This window comes from Klebsiella sp. BDA134-6 (assembly GCF_015601345.1).
Classification (GTDB): Bacteria; Pseudomonadota; Gammaproteobacteria; order Enterobacterales; family Enterobacteriaceae; genus Klebsiella; species Klebsiella grimontii.
Map to the genome: position 1 here is coordinate 4,650,885 of NZ_CP064784.1, position 19,044 is coordinate 4,669,928.

Here is a 19,044-nt window from a genome sequence, read left to right on the forward strand (position 1 = left end):
CGGCCGGATTACCAGGCCAGCGCGGTGCGGCGGCGTTTTTCGATATTCATCTGTTCGAGCCTATTGCGGTCGACGCAAATCAGCGCGTGGGTCGGACAGGCGTCCATACAGGCCGGGCCTTCCTCACGGTGATAGCACAGGTCGCATTTGTTGGCTTCGGCTTTTTCCGCTATCACGTTCAGCCCCGCGCCGCTGTGGCGAATAACCGGGCGCACCACCACTTCCATGGCGCCGTACGGACAGGCCACCACGCAGGTTTTGCAGCCGATGCAGCGCTCCTGCATCACGTGGACGAAGCCCTGGTCGCGGCTGATAGCGCCGTTCGGGCAGACGTTGGCGCACGGGGCGTCCTCGCACTGACGACAGGCGGTGGCCGTCGACACGTTGACGCCTTTGATCACGTGAATACGCGGTAAAAAGGTTTTTGGCGTCAGCGCGGCGCAGTCCTGATTTTCCTGATGAGAGACCACGCAGGCCACTTCACAGGTGCGGCAGCCGATGCATTTGCTCGCGTCGGCGATAATGAAACGGTTCATCCATTTCTCCAGCTATAAGAAGGTTACGCGCCGGAGTATGCATAATGCGTTCCAATTTTTATAATACTGATATTAAAGGAGATAAATACGGGAGAGACTGTCATCGTCAGTTGTGACGATGACAGCTGACGACGTCAGGCGTGCGGGCCGGGGACCATTGAGTCGCGTTCAATCAGCTCGCCGGAAAAGGTTTGCTGAAATTTAAAATCGCCGCCGTCGAGCATAAAGATCAGCCGGTTGATGCTCTCTTTGATCATCTCCGTCACCGGGACTTTGACGCTGGAGAGCGCCGGCACCATAAACGGCGCCAGCGCGATATCGTCAAAGCCCACCACCGAAACCTGCTCCGGCACCTTAACGCCGAGCTGATGCAGCTGTTTCATCGCGCCAACCGCCATATCGTCGTTGCTCGCCACCAGCGCGCTGTAGCCGACGCGGCGCTGGCGCAGCGTCTCGACTCCCGCCGCGCCGGTTTCCGGCGTCCAGCGCCCTTCGACGATCAGATCGTTATTCGGCGTAATGCCGTGGCGGGCCAGCGCGTCTTTATAGCCCGAGAGACGCTCAACGCCGGTTGGCGAATCCAGCGAACCGGTAATAAACGCGATTTGCCGATGACCCAGCGCGATAAGCTTTTCCACCGCCATCATCGCTGAGGCTTTTTGATCGGACCAGACGCAGTGGCTGGCGTTGCGGCGCAGGCGGCGGTTGAGCACCATAATCGGCCGCTCATGATTTTCGATAATCTCATCCATCTCATCAACGCTGAGAAAGCGTGGATAGATAATAATCGCATCGCAGCGCAGATCGAGCAGATACTGAATCGCCTCGCGCTCCTCCTCCGCGCTGTGCTTGCCGTCGGCGAGGATCAGCTGCCGCCCTTTGTCTTCGGTCATCCGCGCCACGTGGTAAAGCAGTTCGCTGAAATAGACGCCGTGATAAAGGGTGTTGGTCACCACCAGCCCGAGGGTCTGCGTCTTTTTCGTCGCCAGGTTGCGCGCCAGCAGATTCGGCCGGTAACCGCTTTCGGCCACCGCCTGGAAGACGCGATCTTTGGTCTCCTGGCTGACATAGCCGTTCCCCGACAGCACCCGCGAAACGGTGGCCTTCGACACCCCCGCGCGCTTCGCTACCTCCAGCATCGTTGCCATGTGGTTATTCCTGTTGCCAATGTTGCCCGCAGTGTACTGCACGCGCTGCGCTTTTTCAGCATTTGTGCGTCTCCCGCGCTGATGCGCACACAGCGATCAAAATCACAAAATCGAGATCTTATTTTTTTATTTCTTGTATGCATTCATGAAACTAATCATGATTTTGTGGAACCGGTTTCCTATGTATGCATGATGCCGCTCCGCTTTCCGGCGCGGTGACAAGCCAGTATCCCATTGATAAACAGGATAAAATCCGATGTCTAAAAATTATGCAGCTCTGGCGCAGCAGATTGTGGCGGCAATTGGCGGCGCAGATAACGTGGCCGCCGTCACCCACTGCATGACCCGCCTGCGTTTTGTGGTCAAAGACAACGAGCGGGTCGACAGCGCCACCCTCAAAGGGCTAAAAGGCGTACTCGGCGTCGTGCGTAGCGATAACCAGTGCCAGGTCATCATCGGCAATACCGTCTCCCAGGCCTACCGCGAGGTGGTCGCCCTGCTGCCGGGAGAACTGCGCCCTGCCGAACCGCAGGGAAAACCGCCGATCACCCTGAAGCGCATCGGTGCCGGGATCCTCGATGCGCTGATCGGCACTATGTCGCCGCTGATCCCGGCAATTATCGGCGGATCGATGGTCAAGCTGCTGGCGATGATCTTAGAGATGACCGGCGCGCTGCCCAAAGGCGCGCCAACGCTGACTATTCTGACGGTTATCGGCGACGGCGCGTTCTTCTTCCTGCCGCTGATGGTTGCGGCTTCCGCGGCGGTGAAGTTCAAAACCAATATGTCGCTGGCGATTGCGATTGCCGGGGTGCTGGTGCACCCGAGCTTTATCGAGCTGATGGCCAAAGCCGCCCAGGGCGAGCACGTGGAGTTCGCCTTTATTCCTGTGACGGCGGTGAAATACACCTATACCGTGATCCCGGCGCTGGTGATGACATGGTGCCTCTCTTATATCGAACGCTGGGTCGACCGTATCACCCCGGCGGTGACGAAAAACTTCCTCAAGCCGATGCTGATTGTGCTGATTGCCGCCCCGCTGTCGATTCTGCTGATTGGCCCGCTCGGCATCTGGATCGGTAGCGCCATTTCCGCGCTGGTCTATACGATCCACAGCTACCTCGGCTGGCTGTCGGTGGCGATTATGGGCGCCCTGTGGCCGCTGCTGGTGATGACCGGGATGCACCGCGTCTTCACGCCGACTATCATTCAGACCATCGCCGAAACCGGCAAAGAGGGCATGGTGATGCCGTCGGAAATCGGCGCCAACCTGTCGCTGGGCGGCTCATCGCTGGCGGTGGCGTGGAAAACCAAAAACCCGGAGCTGCGCCAGACGGCGCTGGCTGCCGCGGCTTCCGCGATTCTGGCGGGGATTTCCGAACCGGCGCTGTACGGCGTGGCGGTGCGGCTGAAGCGACCGCTAATCGCCAGCCTGATCAGCGGCTTTATCTGCGGCGCGGTGGCCGGCATTGCCGGGCTCGCCAGCCACTCAATGGCGGCGCCGGGCCTGTTTACCAGCGTCCAGTTTTTCGACCCGGCCAATCCGATGACCATCGTCTGGGTCTTTGGCGTCATGGCGCTGGCGGTAGTGCTGTCGTTTGTCCTGACGCTGATGCTCGGCTTTGAAGATATTCCGCAAGAAGAAGCCGCCGCCGACGCCAGACAGCGTCAGGCCGGCGCCCAGGCTTCTCACGCCTGAACACCATTTTATTAACGAGGTAATGCATGGCGACTTTTCCACAGGGATTTTTATGGGGCGGCGCACTGGCCGCCAACCAGTCCGAAGGGGCATATCTGGAGGGCGGCAAAGGGCCGACCACCGTCGATATGATTCCCCACGGCGCGCACCGCCTGGCGGTCAAGCTGGGGCAGGAGAAACGCTTCGCGATCCGCGACGATGAGTTCTACCCGAGCCACGAGGCGATCGATTTTTATCATCGTTATAAAGAAGATATCGCCCTGATGGCCGAGATGGGCTTTAGCGTCTTCCGCACCTCTATCGCCTGGAGCCGCCTGTTTCCAAAAGGTGATGAACAAGAGCCGAACCCGGAAGGGATCGCCTTTTATCGCTCGCTGTTCGAGGAGTGTAAAAAGCATAATATCGAGCCGCTGGTGACGCTGTGCCATTTCGACGTGCCGATGCACCTGGTTACCGAATACGGCTCCTGGCGCAATCGAAAAATGGTGGAGTTCTTCACCCGCTACGCCCGTACCTGTTTTGAAGCTTTTGATGGGTTAGTGAAGTACTGGCTTACCTTCAATGAAATCAACATTATGCTGCATAGCCCATTCTCCGGCGCCGGTCTGGTGTTTGAAGAGGGGGAAAATCAGGAGCAGGTGAAATACCAGGCCGCCCATCATGAACTGGTCGCCAGCGCCTTAGCGACCAAAATCGCCCACGAGGTGAATCCGCAAAATCAGGTCGGCTGTATGCTGGCGGGCGGCAATTTCTACCCTTACTCTTGTAAGCCGGAAGACGTGTGGATGGCGCTGGAGAAAGATCGCGAGAACTTGTTCTTTATCGATGTCCAGGCGCGCGGCGCGTATCCGGTGTGGGCGGCGCGGGTATTCCGCGAGAAAGGTGTGACCATCGCCAAAGAAGCGGGCGATGATGAAATCCTGCACCATACCGTCGATTTCGTCTCCTTCAGCTACTACGCTTCGCGCTGCGCGTCGGCGGAGATGAACGCCGGCAACACCAACGCCGCCAATATTGTTAAGTCACTGAAGAACCCGCATATTCAGGCCAGCGAATGGGGCTGGGGCATCGACCCGCTCGGCCTGCGCATCACCATGAATATGATGTATGACCGCTACCAGAAACCGCTGTTCCTTGTGGAAAACGGTCTCGGCGCGCGGGATGAGATTGACGCTAACGGCGAGATTAACGACGACTACCGCATCAGCTATCTGCGCGAGCATATTAAGGCGATGGGCGACGCCATCGCGGATGGCATTCCGGTGATGGGCTACACCAGTTGGGGCTGTATCGATCTGGTGTCCGCCTCCACCGGCGAGATGAGCAAGCGCTACGGCTTTGTCTACGTCGACCGCGACGACACCGGTCACGGCACGCTGGCGCGGAGACGTAAGAAGTCGTTCTGGTGGTATAAGAAGGTGATTGCCAGCAACGGGGAAGATTTGGCGTAGTGTGCCCCGCGGACTGAGGGATGCTCAGCCTGGCAAACACCTGCAACACGGAAATTTCCCCAGCTCGCGCTGCGCTTAGCCGGGCTACAGGTTCATTAACGCTCGCGGACCGGTAGCCCGGAGAGTAGCCGTAGCCCGAGTAGGGCGTTTACGCCGCGACCCGGGGAAAAAAGTAAACTTGCTCCCCCTGACCAAACTCCCGGCTTGCGCTGCGCTTAGCCGGGGAACGCCGGCTCCTCTGCGGCTTCAAGTGCCGCAAAACCGCCCTGCCCCTGCCAGCCATCAAGCCGCGCGTACACCACCTCGACCGCGTCCTTAATCGGCTGGGTCATTGGGTAATAAAAGCCGACGATATCCGGCTGAATGCCTAAGAAAATCACCTCGCCGATATCCTCTTTTAGCTGATCGATCAGATAGTTGAGCGGCATATTGTGGGTAGTCATCATAAACATCTCGGCAATATCATCCGGGTCGACGATGCGGATCTCGCCGGGATTCAGCCCCATATCGGTGGCATCGACGATCAGCAGGCGCTCAGGGCGCAGCTCGCGAATAGCAACAATATCGTTTTCCGGCGCGCTGCCGCCGTCAATCACCACCCACTCGCCGACGGGATTAGCCGCGCACATCTCCGCCAGCAGCGGGCCTGCGCCGTCGTCGCCCATCATGCTATTGCCAACACAGAGTAAAACGTCAGTCACGGAGTCTCCTCACCATCAGGTAGATGGCGCTTTCCTGGTGAATATCATGCAGCATGCTGAGCAGGGTTTTGCTCCACGCCTGCTGCTCGGGGGTCTGCCGGGCCTGCGCTTTATCAAAAGCGTTGGCCAGCATCGTCACATGATTGCTATCGATCACGATCTCGCCGTACTTCGGCACGCCTTCCATTTTGCGCCGTGCGGTGCTGCCCTCTTCGAGGGTCGCAATCCACGCCAGATACGCCAGCCACGGGCAGCTCAGCGCCGCCTCGAGGCAGTCGATGACGCCGAGGTGGTGGCCAATCGCCAGGCTGTAATAGACCACCTGCTGCGCCTGGTCAGGCGTCGCGTCGTTCTCATCAATAAATTTACGGCTCAGCTGACTGAACACCACCGTCTCGCTCATCGGATACGCGCTCCCTCGACCACCTGGTTCAAATGGGTGACGATCTCGGTCAGACGCGGATCTTTTTCCGCCTCCAGCCAGCGCACCACCTGGCTATCGCCCTGCGCCAGCAGGCGCATATAGTCGTCGGCAATCTGGCGACCATAGCGATAGCCCGCCAGGCGACGCGCTTCGCGGTCAATGCGCACCCGCAGCGGCTGTACCATATCCGGGTGCAGAAGCTCGGTCGGCCGTTCATCCTGCTCGCCCGGCAGACGGGCGTGGATTTTCTGCTCCAGCAGGCCCAGCGCCATCGCGAAGCCGTACAGCGTCGCGGCAGGCGTCGGCGGGCAGCCGGGAATATAGACGTCTACCGGCACGATTTTATCGGTCCCGCCCCACACGCAATAGAGGTCGTGGAAAATGCCGCCGCTGTTGCCGCAGGCGCCGTAGGAGATACAGATTTTCGGGTCCGGCGCGGACTGCCACGCGCGCAGCGCGGGAGAGCGCATCGCCCGGGTCACCGCCCCGGTAAACAGCAGAATATCGGCGTGACGCGGCGACGGCACCACTTTGATACCAAAACGCTCGGCGTCGAACAGCGGCGACAGGGTAGCGAAAATCTCGATTTCGCAGCCGTTGCAGCCGCCGCAGTCCACCCGATAGACGTAGGCGGAACGCTTAATTTTTTTCAGCAGCGAGGCCTTCATGCTGGCGATGGATTCATCCACCGTCATCGGCACCGGAATGCCGTTTTCATCGCGCGGGCCTAATAAATTGCTCATCAGCTGGCCTCTCTCATATGGCGAGTCAGTTCAATACGGTCGGACGGCACCAGGCACTTCTGGCGTTTACACTCCGGGCAGGTCTCAAAACTTTCGCGATGCAGCTCGGCGCGGCTGTCGCCGTTGTGTTTGAGCAGCGCGATGGCGTAGTCGATCTCTTTCTGTACGGCGAACGGCCGTTCACATACCCGACAGTGGCAGATGGCAAAACGCGACTGCTGGAGGAAATCCTCTTTTTTCCACACCGCCAGCTCGTACTCCTGAGAGAGCCTAATCGCCGCCGTCGGGCAGACCTCTTCGCAGCGTCCGCAGAAGATGCAGCGCCCGAGGTTGAACTGCCACCCCAGTTGATTGGTGGCCAGATCGGTCTCCACCGTCAGGGCGTTCGACGGGCAGGCGTTAACGCAGGCGGCGCAGCCGATGCACTGCTGCGGATTATGCTCCGGTTTGCCGCGGAAGTTTTTATCCACCGGCATCGGCTCCAGCGGGTATGAGTGCGTCGCGGTGCCGGTTTTGATGACTTTTTTAATAAAGGTAAACATGGCGATTCCTTATTTCAGCGGCGAGTTCTTACGCTCGATGCTGTAGCGCTCCAGCTCTTTGTATGGCACCACTTTGCTTTTCTTCTTGCGCACGTCGACCACGGTCATGCGGTCGGTACAGGAGTAGCACGGGTCGAGGCTGCCGATAATCAGCGGCGCGTCGGAGACGGTATTGCCGCGCAGCATATAGCGCAGGGTCGGCCAGTTGGCGTAGGTCGCCGCCCGGCAGCGCCAGCGGTACAGCTTCTGGTTGTCGCCGGTCATGCTCCAGTGGATATCATCCCCGCGCGGCGCTTCCGAGAAGCCGAGCGCGAAGCGGTGCGGAATATAGGTGAAGCCTTCCACCATCAGCGGGCCGCCCGGCAGGTTATCGAGGCCGAAGTCGATCATGTTCAGCGCGGTGTAAACTTCGTTGATGCGCACCTTGAGGCGCGAGATGACATCGCAGCCCTGCTCGCTGTGCACTTCCATCGGCAACAGGCCGTAGCCGACAAACGGGTGGTCGGCGCGGGTATCACGGGCGTGGCCGCTGGCGCGCACCATCGGGCCAACGTTGCTGAAGTCGCGGGCGATTTGTGGGTCGAGACGACCAATACCCACGGTACGCTGCTCCATATTCGGCGTGCTGAGCAGCATATCCACCAGCTCCTGCACGTCGCGGCGCATCTGCTGCGCCAGCTGGCGGGTCTGGATCATGTCCTCTTTCAGCAGATCGCGACGAATGCCGCCAATCAGGTTCAGGCCGTAGGTTTTACGCGCCCCGGTAAGAATTTCCGCCATCTTCATTGAGGTTTCGCGCACGCGGAAGAATTGCATAAACCCGGAGTCGAAGCCGGTAAAGTGGCAGGCGAGTCCGAGGTTCAGCAGGTGCGAGTGCAGGCGCTCCACCTCCAGCAGAATGGCGCGGATCATTTGCGCGCGCTCCGGCACCACAATGCCCATCGCGTTCTCCACCGAGGTGGTGTAGGCGGTGCTGTGGGCGAAGCCGCAGATACCGCACACGCGGTCCGACAGGAAGGTGACTTCGTTGTAGCCCATCCGGGTTTCCGCCAGCTTTTCCATCCCGCGATGGACGTAGAACAGGCGGTAGTCGGCATCGATAATATTTTCGCCGTCAACGAACAGGCGGAAGTGGCCCGGTTCGTCGGAGGTGACATGCAGCGGGCCAATCGGCACCACGTTGTTTTTCTTGCTGCCCAGCTCGTTGATAAACTCGTAGGTTTCCGCGTCGGTGGTCGGCGCCGGACGCTGGCGGTAGTCCATGCTGTCTTTACGCAGCGGATAGAGTTCATCCGGCCAGTCGTCCGGCAGCACCAGCCGGCGCTCGTCCGGCAGACCGACCGGGATCAGACCGTACATATCGCGCACTTCGCGCTCGCCCCACACGGCGGCAGGCACGCGCGGCGTCACCGACGGATACTCGGGTTTATTGGCGTCCACTTCCACGCGCACGGTGATCCAGCACTTCGTGCCCTGCTCCATCGACAGCACGTAGTAGACGGCGTAGTGGCCGTTGAGCTTGCGTTCGTCGTTGCCGAACAGCACCGACAGCCAGCCGCCCTGCTTGTAGTACAGGAACTCGACCACTTCCGGCAGGTAGTTGACCTTTACCGTGACCGTCAACTGGTCTTTGGTCTGCCAGGCTTCATCCAGCACCACGCCCGGAAAGGCCTGATGCAGCGCGGCGAGATAGTGTTGACCGATTTTTTCTTCAGACATGCTCAAACTCTCTTAAATCACGCCACCAGCAAGGAGACGAAGGCTAAAAAGGCAAAACCAAACCCGGCCCAGGTGACGCGGGAGGTGGCGCAAAAGCGCAGACGCGCCATGCTGTTTTCGAACAGCGCAATCACCAGCACGCCAAGCACCAGCTTGATGACGGCAACCATCAGCGCCAGCAGCAGACCGCCGACGCTAAAGCTGGTCATCTGTCCCCACGGGATAAATACGCCGACGAACATTTGCAGGACCACCAGCTGTTTGAGGCTAATGCCCCACTTCAGCACGCCGAAGCCGCTGCCGCTGTATTCCGAGAGCGGGCCTTCCTGAAGCTCCTGCTCCGCTTCCGCCAGGTCGAACGGCAGCTTGCCCATTTCGATAAAAGTGGCGAAGGCGCAGGCGCACAGCGCCAGAATTAGCGGAAGAGTGCGGGCGACAGGCCAGTGGTAAATGGTGTCGGTGATGCTGCTGATATGGGTGGAACCGGCGACCTGCGCCGCGACCCACAGGCCGAGCAGCAGGATAGGCTCCACCAGCACGCCGAGCATCGCTTCGCGGCTGGCACCGATAGCGGTAAACGGGCTGCCGGTATCAAGGCCGGAAATAGCGAAGAAGAAGCGGGCGATAGCGAACAGGTAGAGCAGGGTGATCAGGTCGCCCAGCCCCGCCATCGGCGAATCAACGGTCACCACCGGCAGCGCGGTGGCGATGGTCAGCATCACGCCGACCATCACGTACGGCGTCAGGCGGAAGACCCAGCCGGAGGCGTCCGGGCCAACGCTCTGGCGGCCCAGCAGTTTCACGATATCCCGGTACTCCTGCAGCACGCCCGGACCGCGGCGGTTATGCAGACGCGCGCGGGCGACGCGGGTCACCCCGGACAACAGCGGCGCGGCGGCGAACAGCACCAGCGCCTGCAGCAATGCAATTAATACGCTCATTCTCAGGCTCCTCGGGAAATCACAATCACCACCAGTACCGCCAGCTCAACCAGCGCCACGCCGCGAAACAGCGCAGGCGCGGAGGCGCTCTGCCAGCCGGGCACCAGGCGCACCGGATTCAGCCAGTGGCGAAGCTTGAGGATCGGCGCAAAGGCTTCTTTTACCGGCATGGCGAAACCGTGGGCGGTCACCACCATGGATTTCTCATGGTCGTAGCCGCAGACCCAGGCCGCGCCGCGGGAGCGCGCCGGCAGGCGATCGCCCTTAAAGAAGATCATCAGCAGCAGCGGCAGCAGCGGGCAGGCGATCAGCAGAATGGCGATCAGCGGCTGAGACACCACGCTGGAGACCTCCGCCTGCACCGGAAACGCCCCGCTCACCAGCGGCAGCAGCCACGGCGCGGCAACCCCGCCAATCACGCAGCAGACGGCGGCCAGCACCACGCTAAAGGTCATCAGCCCCGGCGCGCAGGTGGCGTTTTCCGCCTCTTTGCTACGCGGCGCGCCGAGGAAGGTGACGCCGTAGACTTTCGCCATACACATCACCGCCAGGGCGCCGGTAATCGCCAGGCCCACCGCCAGCAGCGGTCCGAGCAGGCGACCAACAAACGCGTCGCCGGTGCTCAACTTAAAGAAGGACTGATAGATTACCCACTCCCCGGCGAAGCCGTTCAGCGGCGGTAGCGCGGCCATCGCCATCAGGCCCACCAGCATGGAGAGCGAAATCAGCGGCATCTTCTTGCCGATGCCGCCGAGCTTCTCGATATCGCGATGGCCGGTACGGAACCACACCGCCCCCGCGCCGAGGAACAGGGTGGTTTTAAACAGGCTATGGTTGATCAGGTGATACATGCCGCCGATAAAACCCAGCACCATCAGAGTCGGGTTATGGGTCGCCACGCCGGTGACGAACGCCCCGAGGCCGAGCAGGATAATGCCGATGTTTTCCAGAGTGTGGTACGCCAGCAGGCGCTGAATATTGTGCTCCATCAGGGCGTACAGTCCGCCGACGAAGGCGGTGATCATGCCCAGCACCAGCAGCATTACCCCCCACCACAGCGGCGGTACGCTACCGGCCAGCGACACCGTCAGGATGCCGTAGAGACCGACTTTCATCACCACCGTGGAAAACAGCGCGGCGGCTGGCGCGCTGGCGCCGGCGTGAGCCTGCGGCGCCCAGCCGTGCAGCGGAATGACCCCAGCCAGCAGCGCAAAACCAACCAGGCCCGGCAGCCACAGCAGCGCGTTCTGCGGCGCCGCCATCGCCTGTTGGGTAATCTGCGCCAGCTCAAGGGTGCCGTAGGACGACCAGACCAGCCAGCAGCTCCACGCCATCAGCAGCGTACCCAGACGCCCCAGCGCAAACCACAGCTTGCCGGACTGCGCGCAGCCGGTAAGAAACGCGGCGCAGAGCGCCATAATCTCCGCCATCACCACCAGCGCGCCGAAGTTCGTCACCACCACCGCGCAGGTCGCAGCGGCCAGCAACAGGTTCACCAGCAGGCCGTTCGCTTTGACCTGCGGATGGCGATGCCAGGCGATATTGAACAGCGAAATCGGCAGCGCCGAGAGGCCGATCGCCAACAGCCACAGCGCGTTGACGCCGCCCACGCGCAGGGTCAGGTGCAGCATCTGCAGCATACCGCCGTTGACGCGCTCCGGCATTAGCAGCGCCGTTCCGCCCGCCAGCACCAGCATCGCGCTGGCGACCGCGCCGCCGATCCCGGCGATCGCCCCGCTCAGCGGTTTGCGCAGGGCGAACAGAAACGCCAGCACCGCGCTGGCGGCGTACCAGGCCACCGCCTGATTCACTAAGGAAATCACACTCATTTCACGTCCCCTTGTTGCGCCTGGAACAGCGACAGATCGCCGAGATCGGTATTAAAGGTCAGCTGCCGCTTACGCTTGCTGGCCTGGGCGATATCGCGGATATCCACCAGCAGCAGCGCGTTAGTCGGGCAGGTGCGAACGCACGCCGGGCCCTGCTCGTCGAAGTGGCACAGGTCGCATTTGACGGCGATGGCGCGCACGCCCGGCACCCAGTCGAGCAGCGAGCTGACGCGGGCCGGCGCCGGCGGCGCGGCGGGGGCCAGGGGGGTATTGGCGTTAGCCGGCATATCCAGCGGACGGCTGCCGGAAAACTCAATGGCGCCGAACGGACAGGCGATGCCGCACAGCTTGCAGCTTACGCACAGGCTCTCATTGAGCTGCACCGCGCCATCGACGCGATTAATGGCGTTAACCGGGCAGACGGCGGCGCAGGGCGCATCTTCACATTGGTGGCACATCTGCGGCGCGGATTCTTTTTCATTGCGCATTAAATGCAGCCGGGGCATGGCTTGCAGGCCATGCTGGCGGTGAGTCTCAGCGCAGGCGGCTTCGCAGGTGCGACAGCCGATACAGACGGTGGAGTCAGCAATTACAAAACGGTTCACCGGGTCATCCTCAGGTGAAAGTCATTTTTGACGAAAACAGGTTGCGCAGGTGTCAGCTTCGACACTTGTCGACACCTGACGATTAACGGGCCAGCGTCAGGTGGCTTAAATCCACCGGCTGGTCTTGTTCGATAGCCTCGTAGAGACGGTCGTAAACGCTGGCGATAGTCGCCAGATAGTGCTCGAGAACCTGCTCGCGATCGCGGTTGCTGATCCGGCCATCGATAGTGCCATCCGCGCCCAGCGTGGCCTGAGCGATCAGATGCCTGTCGTCGCCGTTTTTGGTTTCCACGTAATACTCGATGGTGTGGCTGTTAAACCCTTCCGCCAGCGCGACGTAGACCTGAAAATGGCCAAACAGTACGAAGCACAGTTCTTTATCCGGCGCGCAGCTCATGGCGTGATGCAGACGCGCTTTCGACAGGGTTATTCCCTGTACCAGCGAGTTGCAATAGGTGTGCCACTGCTCCTGATGCTGGCGGTGACGATCGGCGATGTAGTCCGCCTTTTCACTTAATTCCCAAATAGTCATCCCGGATCCCCCGTTGTATGAGATTCACCGGTTAAGCACTTTTCATGCCAATATTTAATTAGTTGATTTTAAAATAATTTATTAAATACCGGCCGGCAGAAAGACATGTCGATGACGATGTCTGACGCGCGTCATCGACATTTTCGTGACATTACTTGTGACCTGGCATCGTTATTGCATTAAAGGGCCATCGCGATACGGAGGCACCATGCACGAAATCACCCTTAGCCAGCGGGCGCTGGAAATTATCGAACAGCAGGCGCAGCAGGCCGGCGCGCGTCGGGTCACCGGCGTGTGGCTGAAGGTCGGGGCGTTTTCCTGCGTGGAGGCCAGCGCGCTGGCCTTCTGCTTTGAGCTGGTGTGCCGCGGCACGCTGGCGGAAGGCTGCGAGCTGCATATCGCCGAACAACAGGCTGAATGCTGGTGTGAAACCTGCCAGCAGTACGTGCATCTCATCTCGCAGCACGTGCGCCGCTGCCCGCAGTGTCAGAGCGACCGGCTGCAAATCGTGGCGGATGACGGCTTACAGATTCAGCGACTAGAAGTGGAGTAATAAGATTATGTGTACAACCTGCGGCTGCGGTGAAGGCAACCTTTATATAGAAGGCGATGAGCATAACCCGCATTCGGCGTTTCGCAGCGCCCCCTTCGCGCCCGCCCCGCGCCGGATGATGAACATTACCGGCGTGAAAACCGATAACTTTTCCCCTACCCGCTCGGCGGTGGGCGACCTGCACTACGGTCACGGCGAGGCGGGTACCCACGCGCCGGGCCAGAGCCAGCGGCGGATGCTGGAAGTGGAAATCGACGTGCTGGATAAAAACAACCGTCTGGCCGCCCGCAACCGCGCGCGCTTCGCCGCTAAAAACCAGCTGGTGCTGAACCTGGTCTCCAGCCCCGGCTCCGGCAAAACTACCCTGCTGACGGAAACCCTGCTGCGGCTGAAAGCGAAAACCGCCTGCGCGGTGATTGAAGGCGATCAGCAAACGGTGAACGACGCCGCGCGCATCCGCGCCACCGGCACACCTGCTATTCAGGTCAACACCGGCAAAGGCTGCCATCTCGACGCGCAAATGATCGCCGACGCCGCGCCGCGCCTGCCGCTGAATGACCGTGGGATCCTGTTTATCGAAAATGTCGGCAACCTGGTGTGCCCGGCGAGCTTTGACCTCGGCGAACGTCATAAAGTGGCAGTACTGTCGGTCACCGAAGGCGAAGACAAACCGCTGAAATATCCGCATATGTTCGCCGCCGCCAGCCTGATGGTGCTTAACAAGATCGACCTGCTGCCGTATCTCAACTTTGACGTGGAGAAGTGTCTGGCCTGCGCCCGCGAGGTGAACCCGGATATTGACATCATCCTGCTCTCCGCCACCAGCGGCGAAGGCATGGACCAGTGGCTTAGCTGGCTGGAGACGCAACAATGTGCATAGGCATTCCCGGACAAATCTGCGCCATTGACGGCAATCTGGCGAAGGTAGAAGTGTGCGGTATTCAGCGCGAAGTCGACCTGACCCTGGTGGGCGCGGTCGACGATCGCGGCCAGCCGCGTCTCGGCCAGTGGGTGCTGGTCCACGTGGGTTTCGCCATGAGCGTCATCAACGAAGCCGAAGCCCGCGACACCCTCGAAGCGCTGCAAAATATGTTTGAAGTCGAGCCGGACGTCGGCGCGCTGCTGTACGGCGAGGAGCGGTAAATGCGTTATGTCGATGAATACCGCGCCCCGGAACAGGTGATGCAGCTGGTGGAACATCTCCGGCAGCGCGCGCGCCTTCTACCGCATACCGCCGACCGTCCGCTGCGCATTATGGAAGTGTGCGGCGGCCATACCCACGCCATTTTTAAATTTGGCCTCGACCAGCTGCTGCCGGAAAATATCGAGTTTATTCACGGGCCCGGCTGCCCGGTGTGCGTGCTGCCGATGGGACGCATTGACGCCTGTATCGATATCGCCAGCCGTCCGGGGGTGATTTTCTGCACCTTTGGCGACGCCATGCGCGTGCCGGGAAAAAACGGCTCGCTGCTGCAGGCGAAATCGCGCGGCGCCGACGTCCGCATCGTCTATTCACCGATGGATGCCCTTAAGCTGGCGCAGCAGAACCCCGAGCGTGAAGTAGTGTTCTTCGGACTCGGTTTTGAAACGACGATGCCCGCCACCGCCCTGACCCTGCGTCAGGCCCGCGAGCGCGGCGTCGCCAACTTCTACTTTTTCTGCCAGCACATCACCCTGCTGCCGACCCTGCGCAGCCTGCTCGACCAGCCGGATAACGGTATCGACGCGTTTCTCGCCCCCGGTCACGTCAGCATGGTGATTGGCACCGACGCCTACGGTTTTATCGCCAGCGACTATCATCGTCCTTTGGTGGTGGCAGGATTCGAACCGCTTGATCTACTGCAAGGCGCGGTGATGCTGGTTGAGCAGACAATAGCGCGGCACAGCGACGTGGAGAACCAGTATCGCCGGGTGGTGCCCGATGCGGGCAATCCGCTGGCGCAGTCGGCCATCGCCGAGGTGTTTTGCCTTAGCGGCGATAGCGAGTGGCGCGGGCTGGGGGTGATTAGCGACTCCGGCGTGCATCTGACGACGGCATACCAGCGTTTCGACGCCGAGGCGCATTTCCGCCCGGCGCCGCAGCGGGTCAGCGACGACCCTCGCGCCCGCTGCGGCGAGGTGCTGACCGGCCGCTGTAAGCCGCACCAGTGCCCGTTGTTCGGCAAGACCTGCAACCCGCAGAGCGCGTTCGGCGCGCTGATGGTCTCATCGGAAGGCGCCTGCGCCGCCTGGTATCAATATCGCAGTCAGGAAATCGAAGCATGAAAAGCGTTCAGTTAGCCCACGGTAGCGGCGGTCAGGCGATGCAGCAGCTGATCGGCGACCTGTTTATGCAGGCTTTCGCCAACCCCTGGCTGGCGGAGCAGGAAGATCAGGCGCGTCTCGATCTCGCTCAGCTTAGCGCGCAGGGCGACAGGCTCGCCTTCTCCACCGACAGCTACGTTATCGATCCGCTGTTTTTCCCCGGCGGTAATATCGGCAAGCTGGCGGTGTGCGGTACGGCGAACGATGTAGCGGTGAGCGGCGCGCTGCCGCGCTATCTCTCCTGCGGGTTTATTCTCGAAGAGGGGCTGGAGATGGCCACCCTCGAAGCGGTGGTGAACAGCATGGCGCAGACCGCCCGGGAGGCCGGTATCGCCATTGTTACCGGCGATACCAAAGTGGTGCCGCGCGGGGCGGCGGATAAGCTGTTTATCAATACCGCCGGGATCGGCGTGATCCCCACCGGTATTCGCTGGGGCGCGCAGCAGATTAGCGCCGGCGACGTGCTGCTGGTCAGCGGTACGCTTGGCGATCACGGGGCGACGATTCTTAACCTGCGCGAGCAGATGGGGCTGGACGGCGCGCTGTCCAGCGACTGCGCGGTGCTGACGCCCTTGATTCAGACGCTGCGCGACGTCGCTGGCGTGAAAGCCCTGCGCGATGCCACCCGCGGCGGGGTTAACGCGGTGGCCCACGAGTTCGCCGCCGCCAGCGGCTGCGGGATTGAGCTGCATGAGAATAAGCTGCCGGTGAACGAGACCGTGCGCGGCGTCTGCGAGCTGCTGGGGCTGGACGCGCTTAATTTTGCCAACGAAGGCAAGCTGTTGATCGCCGTCGCCCGCGAGGCGGCGGAAAGCGTACTTGCGCATTTACGGTCCCATCCGTTAGGCCGCGATGCGGCGATAATCGGCGAGGTCGTGCCGCGCGCGGGCGTGCGCTCCATCGGCCTGTACGGCGTCAAACGTACGCTGGATCTTCCTCACGCCGAGCCGCTGCCGAGAATTTGTTAACGGTGCGGGACCCCGGATTGCGGCTAACGCCTTATCCGGGCTACAAAACTGCGCACACCTGTAGCCCGGCTAAGCGCAGCGCGAGCCGGGCAAAACCAGCATGATTATCCCGCCCAAACCCGCGGGCAACCGCGGATGGGTGGACGGCGGTAACAACCGCTTTATAAACAGACTATTATTTGTGTCATCACTTTCTTCTGCGCCGCTTTGCGGCGCTTTTGGACTTAAGCAATGTCGTATACACCGATGGGCGATCTTGGGCAGCAGGGTCTGTTTGATATCACCCGCATTTTATTACAGCAGCCGGATCTGGCCGCGCTGAGCGAGACGCTGACCGGCCTGGTGCAGCAGTCCGCGCTCGCCGACCGGGCGGCGATTATTCTGTGGCATTCCGGCAACCATCGCGCGACAAGGCACGCCTGCGACGATGCCGGACATCCGGTGAGCTACGAAGATGAAACCGTCCTCGCCAACGGCCCGGTTCGACGCCTGCTGTCCCGACCGGATGCGCTGCATTGCGATCGCGCCACCTTTGCCGAGACATGGCCGCAGCTCGCCCGAAGCGGACTCTATCCCACCTTTGGCTATTACTGCCTGCTGCCGCTGGCGGCGGAAGGCCGCATCTTCGGCGGCTGCGAATTTATTCGCGACGACAACCGCCCATGGACTGAAAAAGAGTACCAGCGGCTACACACTTTTACGCAAATCGTCGCCGTGGTCACCGAGCAGATCCAGAGCCGGGTCAGCAACAACGTCGATTACGACCTGCTGTGCCACGAGCGCGATAACTTCCGCATCCTCGTGGCGATCACCAACGCCGTGCTCTCGCGGCTGGATATCGACGAGCTGGTCAGCGAAGTGGCCAAAGAGATCCACCGCTACTTCCGCATCGACGCCATCAGCGTGGTGCTGCGCAGCAACCGCAAAGGCAAGCTCAACATCTACTCCACCCACTACCTCGACGCCAGCCATCCGGTGCACGACCAGAGCGAAGTGGATGAAGCCGGCACCCTGACCGAGCGGGTCTTCAAAAGCAAAGAGATGCTGCTGCTCAATCTGCACGAGCATGATCCGCTGGCGCCGTACGAAAAAATGCTTTTCGAGATGTGGGATAACAAAATTCAGACCCTGTGCCTGCTGCCGTTAATGTCCGGCAATACCCTGCTCGGGGTGCTAAAGCTGGCGCAGTGCGATGAGAAAGTCTTCACCACCACCAACCTTAAGCTGCTGCGGCAAATCGCCGAGCGCGTCTCGATCGCCATCGACAACGCCCTCGCCTACCGCGAAATTCAGCGCCTGAAAGAGCGGCTGGTCGATGAGAACCTCGCCCTGACCGAACAGCTCAACAACGTGGAGAGCGAGTTTGGCGAAATCATTGGCCGCAGCGAGGCGATGAACAGCGTGCTCAAGCAGGTGGAGATGGTGGCGCAGAGCGACAGCACGGTGCTGATCCTCGGCGAAACCGGCACCGGTAAGGAGCTGATTGCCCGCGCTATTCATAATCTGAGCGGCCGCAATAGCCGGCGGATGGTCAAAATGAACTGCGCGGCGATGCCCGCCGGGCTGCTGGAAAGCGACCTGTTTGGCCACGAGCGCGGCGCTTTCACCGGCGCCAGCGCCCAGCGTATCGGCCGTTTCGAACTGGCGGACAAAAGCTCGCTTTTCCTTGATGAAGTGGGCGATATGCCGGTTGAGCTACAGCCGAAGCTGCTGCGCGTGTTGCAGGAGCAGGAGTTCGAGCGTCTCGGCAGCAATAAGCTGATTCATACCGACGTGCGCCTGATCGCCGCGACCAACCGCGATCTTAAGCAGATGGTCGCCGATCGCGAATTTCGCAGCGATCTCTACTATCGGCTGAACGTTTTTCCGATCCACCTGCCGCCGCTGCGCGAGCGTCCGGACGATATTCCGCTACTGGTGAAGGCCTTCACCTTTAAAATCGCCCGCCGTCTGGGACGCAATATCGACAGCATTCCGGCGGAAACGCTGCGCCTTCTCAGCCGCATGGAGTGGCCGGGCAACGTGCGTGAACTGGAAAACGTCATTGAGCGCGCGGTGCTGCTGACCCGCGGCAGCGTGCTGCAGCTCTCCTTGCCGGAAATGAGCATCGAGCCGGAGCCGCTGGCGGCGGAAGTACTGCCGGAGGAAGGCGAAGATGAATACCAGCTGATTGTCCGGGTGCTGAAAGAGAGCAACGGCGTGGTCGCCGGACCGAAGGGCGCGGCCCAGCGCCTGGGGTTAAAGCGCACTACTCTGCTTTCGCGCATGAAACGCTTGGGTATTCATAAAGACCAGCTGCAGTAGGCACATCTTCAGAACGCTGTTTCATTTTGATTTTAATGAAACAGC

Annotated in this window: 19 protein-coding genes; 8 read left to right on the top strand and 11 right to left on the bottom strand. The window is 60.8% G+C overall.

Translation table 11 applies throughout. The features are described 5' to 3' along the window. Window positions 1-8: 8 nt before the first annotated feature. Both hydN and IYV58_RS21440 read right to left on the bottom strand, forming a co-directional pair. Window positions 9-536 (bottom strand): electron transport protein HydN, encoded by a 528-nt coding sequence (gene hydN, locus IYV58_RS21435; protein WP_004124065.1) that lies wholly within the window; start codon window positions 534-536, stop codon window positions 9-11. A gap of 134 nt (window positions 537-670) precedes the next feature. Next, window positions 671-1,684, bottom strand: coding sequence for a LacI family DNA-binding transcriptional regulator (locus tag IYV58_RS21440; RefSeq protein WP_004124069.1), 1,014 nt, complete (start codon window positions 1,682-1,684; stop codon window positions 671-673). Window positions 1,685-1,940: 256 nt separating this feature from the next. Between IYV58_RS21440 and ascF the strand changes: the two genes are divergently transcribed. Both ascF and IYV58_RS21450 read left to right on the top strand, forming a co-directional pair. Continuing rightward, entirely contained in the window at window positions 1,941-3,383 is a 1,443-nt protein-coding gene (gene ascF, locus IYV58_RS21445; RefSeq protein ID WP_004124072.1) for a PTS cellobiose/arbutin/salicin transporter subunit IIBC, read from the top strand. Between the two features lie 26 nt (window positions 3,384-3,409). Next, window positions 3,410-4,834 (top strand): 6-phospho-beta-glucosidase, encoded by a 1,425-nt coding sequence (locus tag IYV58_RS21450; protein ID WP_195729249.1) that lies wholly within the window; start codon window positions 3,410-3,412, stop codon window positions 4,832-4,834. 215 nt (window positions 4,835-5,049) lie between these two features. Here IYV58_RS21450 and hycI read toward each other — a convergent pair whose 3' ends face one another. The 9 genes from hycI to hycA form a co-directional block, all read right to left on the bottom strand. Next, entirely contained in the window at window positions 5,050-5,535 is a 486-nt protein-coding gene (hycI, locus tag IYV58_RS21455) for a hydrogenase maturation peptidase HycI (RefSeq protein ID WP_004124080.1), read from the bottom strand. After that, window positions 5,528-5,938, bottom strand: a complete 411-nt coding sequence (locus IYV58_RS21460) for a formate hydrogenlyase maturation HycH family protein (RefSeq protein ID WP_004124082.1) — start codon at window positions 5,936-5,938, stop codon at window positions 5,528-5,530. Before IYV58_RS21460 ends, hycI begins: the two co-directional genes overlap by 8 nt. Continuing rightward, complete coding sequence (locus tag IYV58_RS21465) at window positions 5,935-6,702, bottom strand: NADH-quinone oxidoreductase subunit B family protein (RefSeq protein WP_004124084.1); 768 nt, start codon at window positions 6,700-6,702, stop codon at window positions 5,935-5,937. Before IYV58_RS21465 ends, IYV58_RS21460 begins: the two co-directional genes overlap by 4 nt. Then, window positions 6,702-7,244: a formate hydrogenlyase complex iron-sulfur subunit gene (locus tag IYV58_RS21470; protein WP_004124086.1), complete on the bottom strand. Its 543-nt coding sequence runs from the start codon at window positions 7,242-7,244 to the stop codon at window positions 6,702-6,704. Before IYV58_RS21470 ends, IYV58_RS21465 begins: the two co-directional genes overlap by 1 nt. A gap of 9 nt (window positions 7,245-7,253) precedes the next feature. Next, on the bottom strand, window positions 7,254-8,963 hold the full coding sequence (hycE, locus tag IYV58_RS21475; protein ID WP_004124089.1) for a formate hydrogenlyase subunit HycE: 1,710 nt from the start codon (window positions 8,961-8,963) through the stop codon (window positions 7,254-7,256). A 17-nt stretch (window positions 8,964-8,980) separates the two neighbouring features. Further along, window positions 8,981-9,904, bottom strand: a complete 924-nt coding sequence (locus tag IYV58_RS21480) for a respiratory chain complex I subunit 1 family protein (protein ID WP_195729250.1) — start codon at window positions 9,902-9,904, stop codon at window positions 8,981-8,983. A gap of 2 nt (window positions 9,905-9,906) precedes the next feature. Beyond that, complete coding sequence (hycC, locus tag IYV58_RS21485) at window positions 9,907-11,733, bottom strand: formate hydrogenlyase subunit 3 (protein WP_087829800.1); 1,827 nt, start codon at window positions 11,731-11,733, stop codon at window positions 9,907-9,909. Then, window positions 11,730-12,338, bottom strand: coding sequence for a 4Fe-4S dicluster domain-containing protein (locus IYV58_RS21490; RefSeq protein WP_004124097.1), 609 nt, complete (start codon window positions 12,336-12,338; stop codon window positions 11,730-11,732). The genes hycC and IYV58_RS21490 overlap by 4 nt, the downstream gene beginning before the upstream one ends. An 82-nt stretch (window positions 12,339-12,420) precedes the next feature. After that, the gene (gene hycA / locus IYV58_RS21495; RefSeq protein WP_004124100.1) at window positions 12,421-12,870 is read right to left on the bottom strand and encodes a formate hydrogenlyase regulator HycA; all 450 of its coding nucleotides are present in this window, start codon (window positions 12,868-12,870) and stop codon (window positions 12,421-12,423) included. A gap of 208 nt (window positions 12,871-13,078) precedes the next feature. Here hycA and hypA point away from each other — a divergent pair, with 208 nt between their 5' ends. The 6 genes from hypA to flhA all read left to right on the top strand — a co-directional run bounded on the left by hypA (window position 13,079) and on the right by flhA (window position 18,999). Next, complete coding sequence (gene hypA, locus IYV58_RS21500; RefSeq protein WP_139529008.1) at window positions 13,079-13,423, top strand: hydrogenase maturation nickel metallochaperone HypA; 345 nt, start codon at window positions 13,079-13,081, stop codon at window positions 13,421-13,423. Window positions 13,424-13,430: 7 nt separating this feature from the next. After that, window positions 13,431-14,303, top strand: a complete 873-nt coding sequence (hypB, locus tag IYV58_RS21505; RefSeq protein WP_004124116.1) for a hydrogenase nickel incorporation protein HypB — start codon at window positions 13,431-13,433, stop codon at window positions 14,301-14,303. Further along, entirely contained in the window at window positions 14,294-14,566 is a 273-nt protein-coding gene (locus IYV58_RS21510) for a HypC/HybG/HupF family hydrogenase formation chaperone (protein ID WP_004104861.1), read from the top strand. The genes hypB and IYV58_RS21510 overlap by 10 nt, the downstream gene beginning before the upstream one ends. Continuing rightward, window positions 14,567-15,688, top strand: a complete 1,122-nt coding sequence (hypD, locus tag IYV58_RS21515; RefSeq protein WP_142445175.1) for a hydrogenase formation protein HypD — start codon at window positions 14,567-14,569, stop codon at window positions 15,686-15,688. After that, window positions 15,685-16,695, top strand: a complete 1,011-nt coding sequence (gene hypE, locus IYV58_RS21520) for a hydrogenase expression/formation protein HypE (RefSeq protein ID WP_004124137.1) — start codon at window positions 15,685-15,687, stop codon at window positions 16,693-16,695. The genes hypD and hypE overlap by 4 nt, the downstream gene beginning before the upstream one ends. Window positions 16,696-16,926: 231 nt before the next feature. After that, window positions 16,927-18,999, top strand: a complete 2,073-nt coding sequence (gene flhA, locus IYV58_RS21525; RefSeq protein WP_004124140.1) for a formate hydrogenlyase transcriptional activator FlhA — start codon at window positions 16,927-16,929, stop codon at window positions 18,997-18,999. Window positions 19,000-19,044 lie beyond the last annotated feature (45 nt).

What these genes read in the sequence shown, in the direction of transcription:
- hydN (WP_004124065.1), bottom strand. Translation starts at nt 536, where the DNA reads ATGAACCGTTTCATTATCGCCGACGCGAGCAAATGCATCGGCTGCCGC.
- IYV58_RS21440 (WP_004124069.1), bottom strand. Translation starts at nt 1,684, where the DNA reads ATGGCAACGATGCTGGAGGTAGCGAAGCGCGCGGGGGTGTCGAAGGCC.
- ascF (WP_004124072.1), top strand. Translation starts at nt 1,941, where the DNA reads ATGTCTAAAAATTATGCAGCTCTGGCGCAGCAGATTGTGGCGGCAATT.
- IYV58_RS21450 (WP_195729249.1), top strand. Translation starts at nt 3,410, where the DNA reads ATGGCGACTTTTCCACAGGGATTTTTATGGGGCGGCGCACTGGCCGCC.
- IYV58_RS21460 (WP_004124082.1), bottom strand. Translation starts at nt 5,938, where the DNA reads ATGAGCGAGACGGTGGTGTTCAGTCAGCTGAGCCGTAAATTTATTGAT.
- IYV58_RS21465 (WP_004124084.1), bottom strand. Translation starts at nt 6,702, where the DNA reads ATGAGCAATTTATTAGGCCCGCGCGATGAAAACGGCATTCCGGTGCCG.
- IYV58_RS21470 (WP_004124086.1), bottom strand. Translation starts at nt 7,244, where the DNA reads ATGTTTACCTTTATTAAAAAAGTCATCAAAACCGGCACCGCGACGCAC.
- hycE (WP_004124089.1), bottom strand. Translation starts at nt 8,963, where the DNA reads ATGTCTGAAGAAAAAATCGGTCAACACTATCTCGCCGCGCTGCATCAG.
- IYV58_RS21480 (WP_195729250.1), bottom strand. Translation starts at nt 9,904, where the DNA reads ATGAGCGTATTAATTGCATTGCTGCAGGCGCTGGTGCTGTTCGCCGCC.
- hycC (WP_087829800.1), bottom strand. Translation starts at nt 11,733, where the DNA reads ATGAGTGTGATTTCCTTAGTGAATCAGGCGGTGGCCTGGTACGCCGCC.
- hycA (WP_004124100.1), bottom strand. Translation starts at nt 12,870, where the DNA reads ATGACTATTTGGGAATTAAGTGAAAAGGCGGACTACATCGCCGATCGT.
- hypA (WP_139529008.1), top strand. Translation starts at nt 13,079, where the DNA reads ATGCACGAAATCACCCTTAGCCAGCGGGCGCTGGAAATTATCGAACAG.
- hypB (WP_004124116.1), top strand. Translation starts at nt 13,431, where the DNA reads ATGTGTACAACCTGCGGCTGCGGTGAAGGCAACCTTTATATAGAAGGC.
- IYV58_RS21510 (WP_004104861.1), top strand. Translation starts at nt 14,294, where the DNA reads ATGTGCATAGGCATTCCCGGACAAATCTGCGCCATTGACGGCAATCTG.
- hypD (WP_142445175.1), top strand. Translation starts at nt 14,567, where the DNA reads ATGCGTTATGTCGATGAATACCGCGCCCCGGAACAGGTGATGCAGCTG.
- hypE (WP_004124137.1), top strand. Translation starts at nt 15,685, where the DNA reads ATGAAAAGCGTTCAGTTAGCCCACGGTAGCGGCGGTCAGGCGATGCAG.
- flhA (WP_004124140.1), top strand. Translation starts at nt 16,927, where the DNA reads ATGTCGTATACACCGATGGGCGATCTTGGGCAGCAGGGTCTGTTTGAT.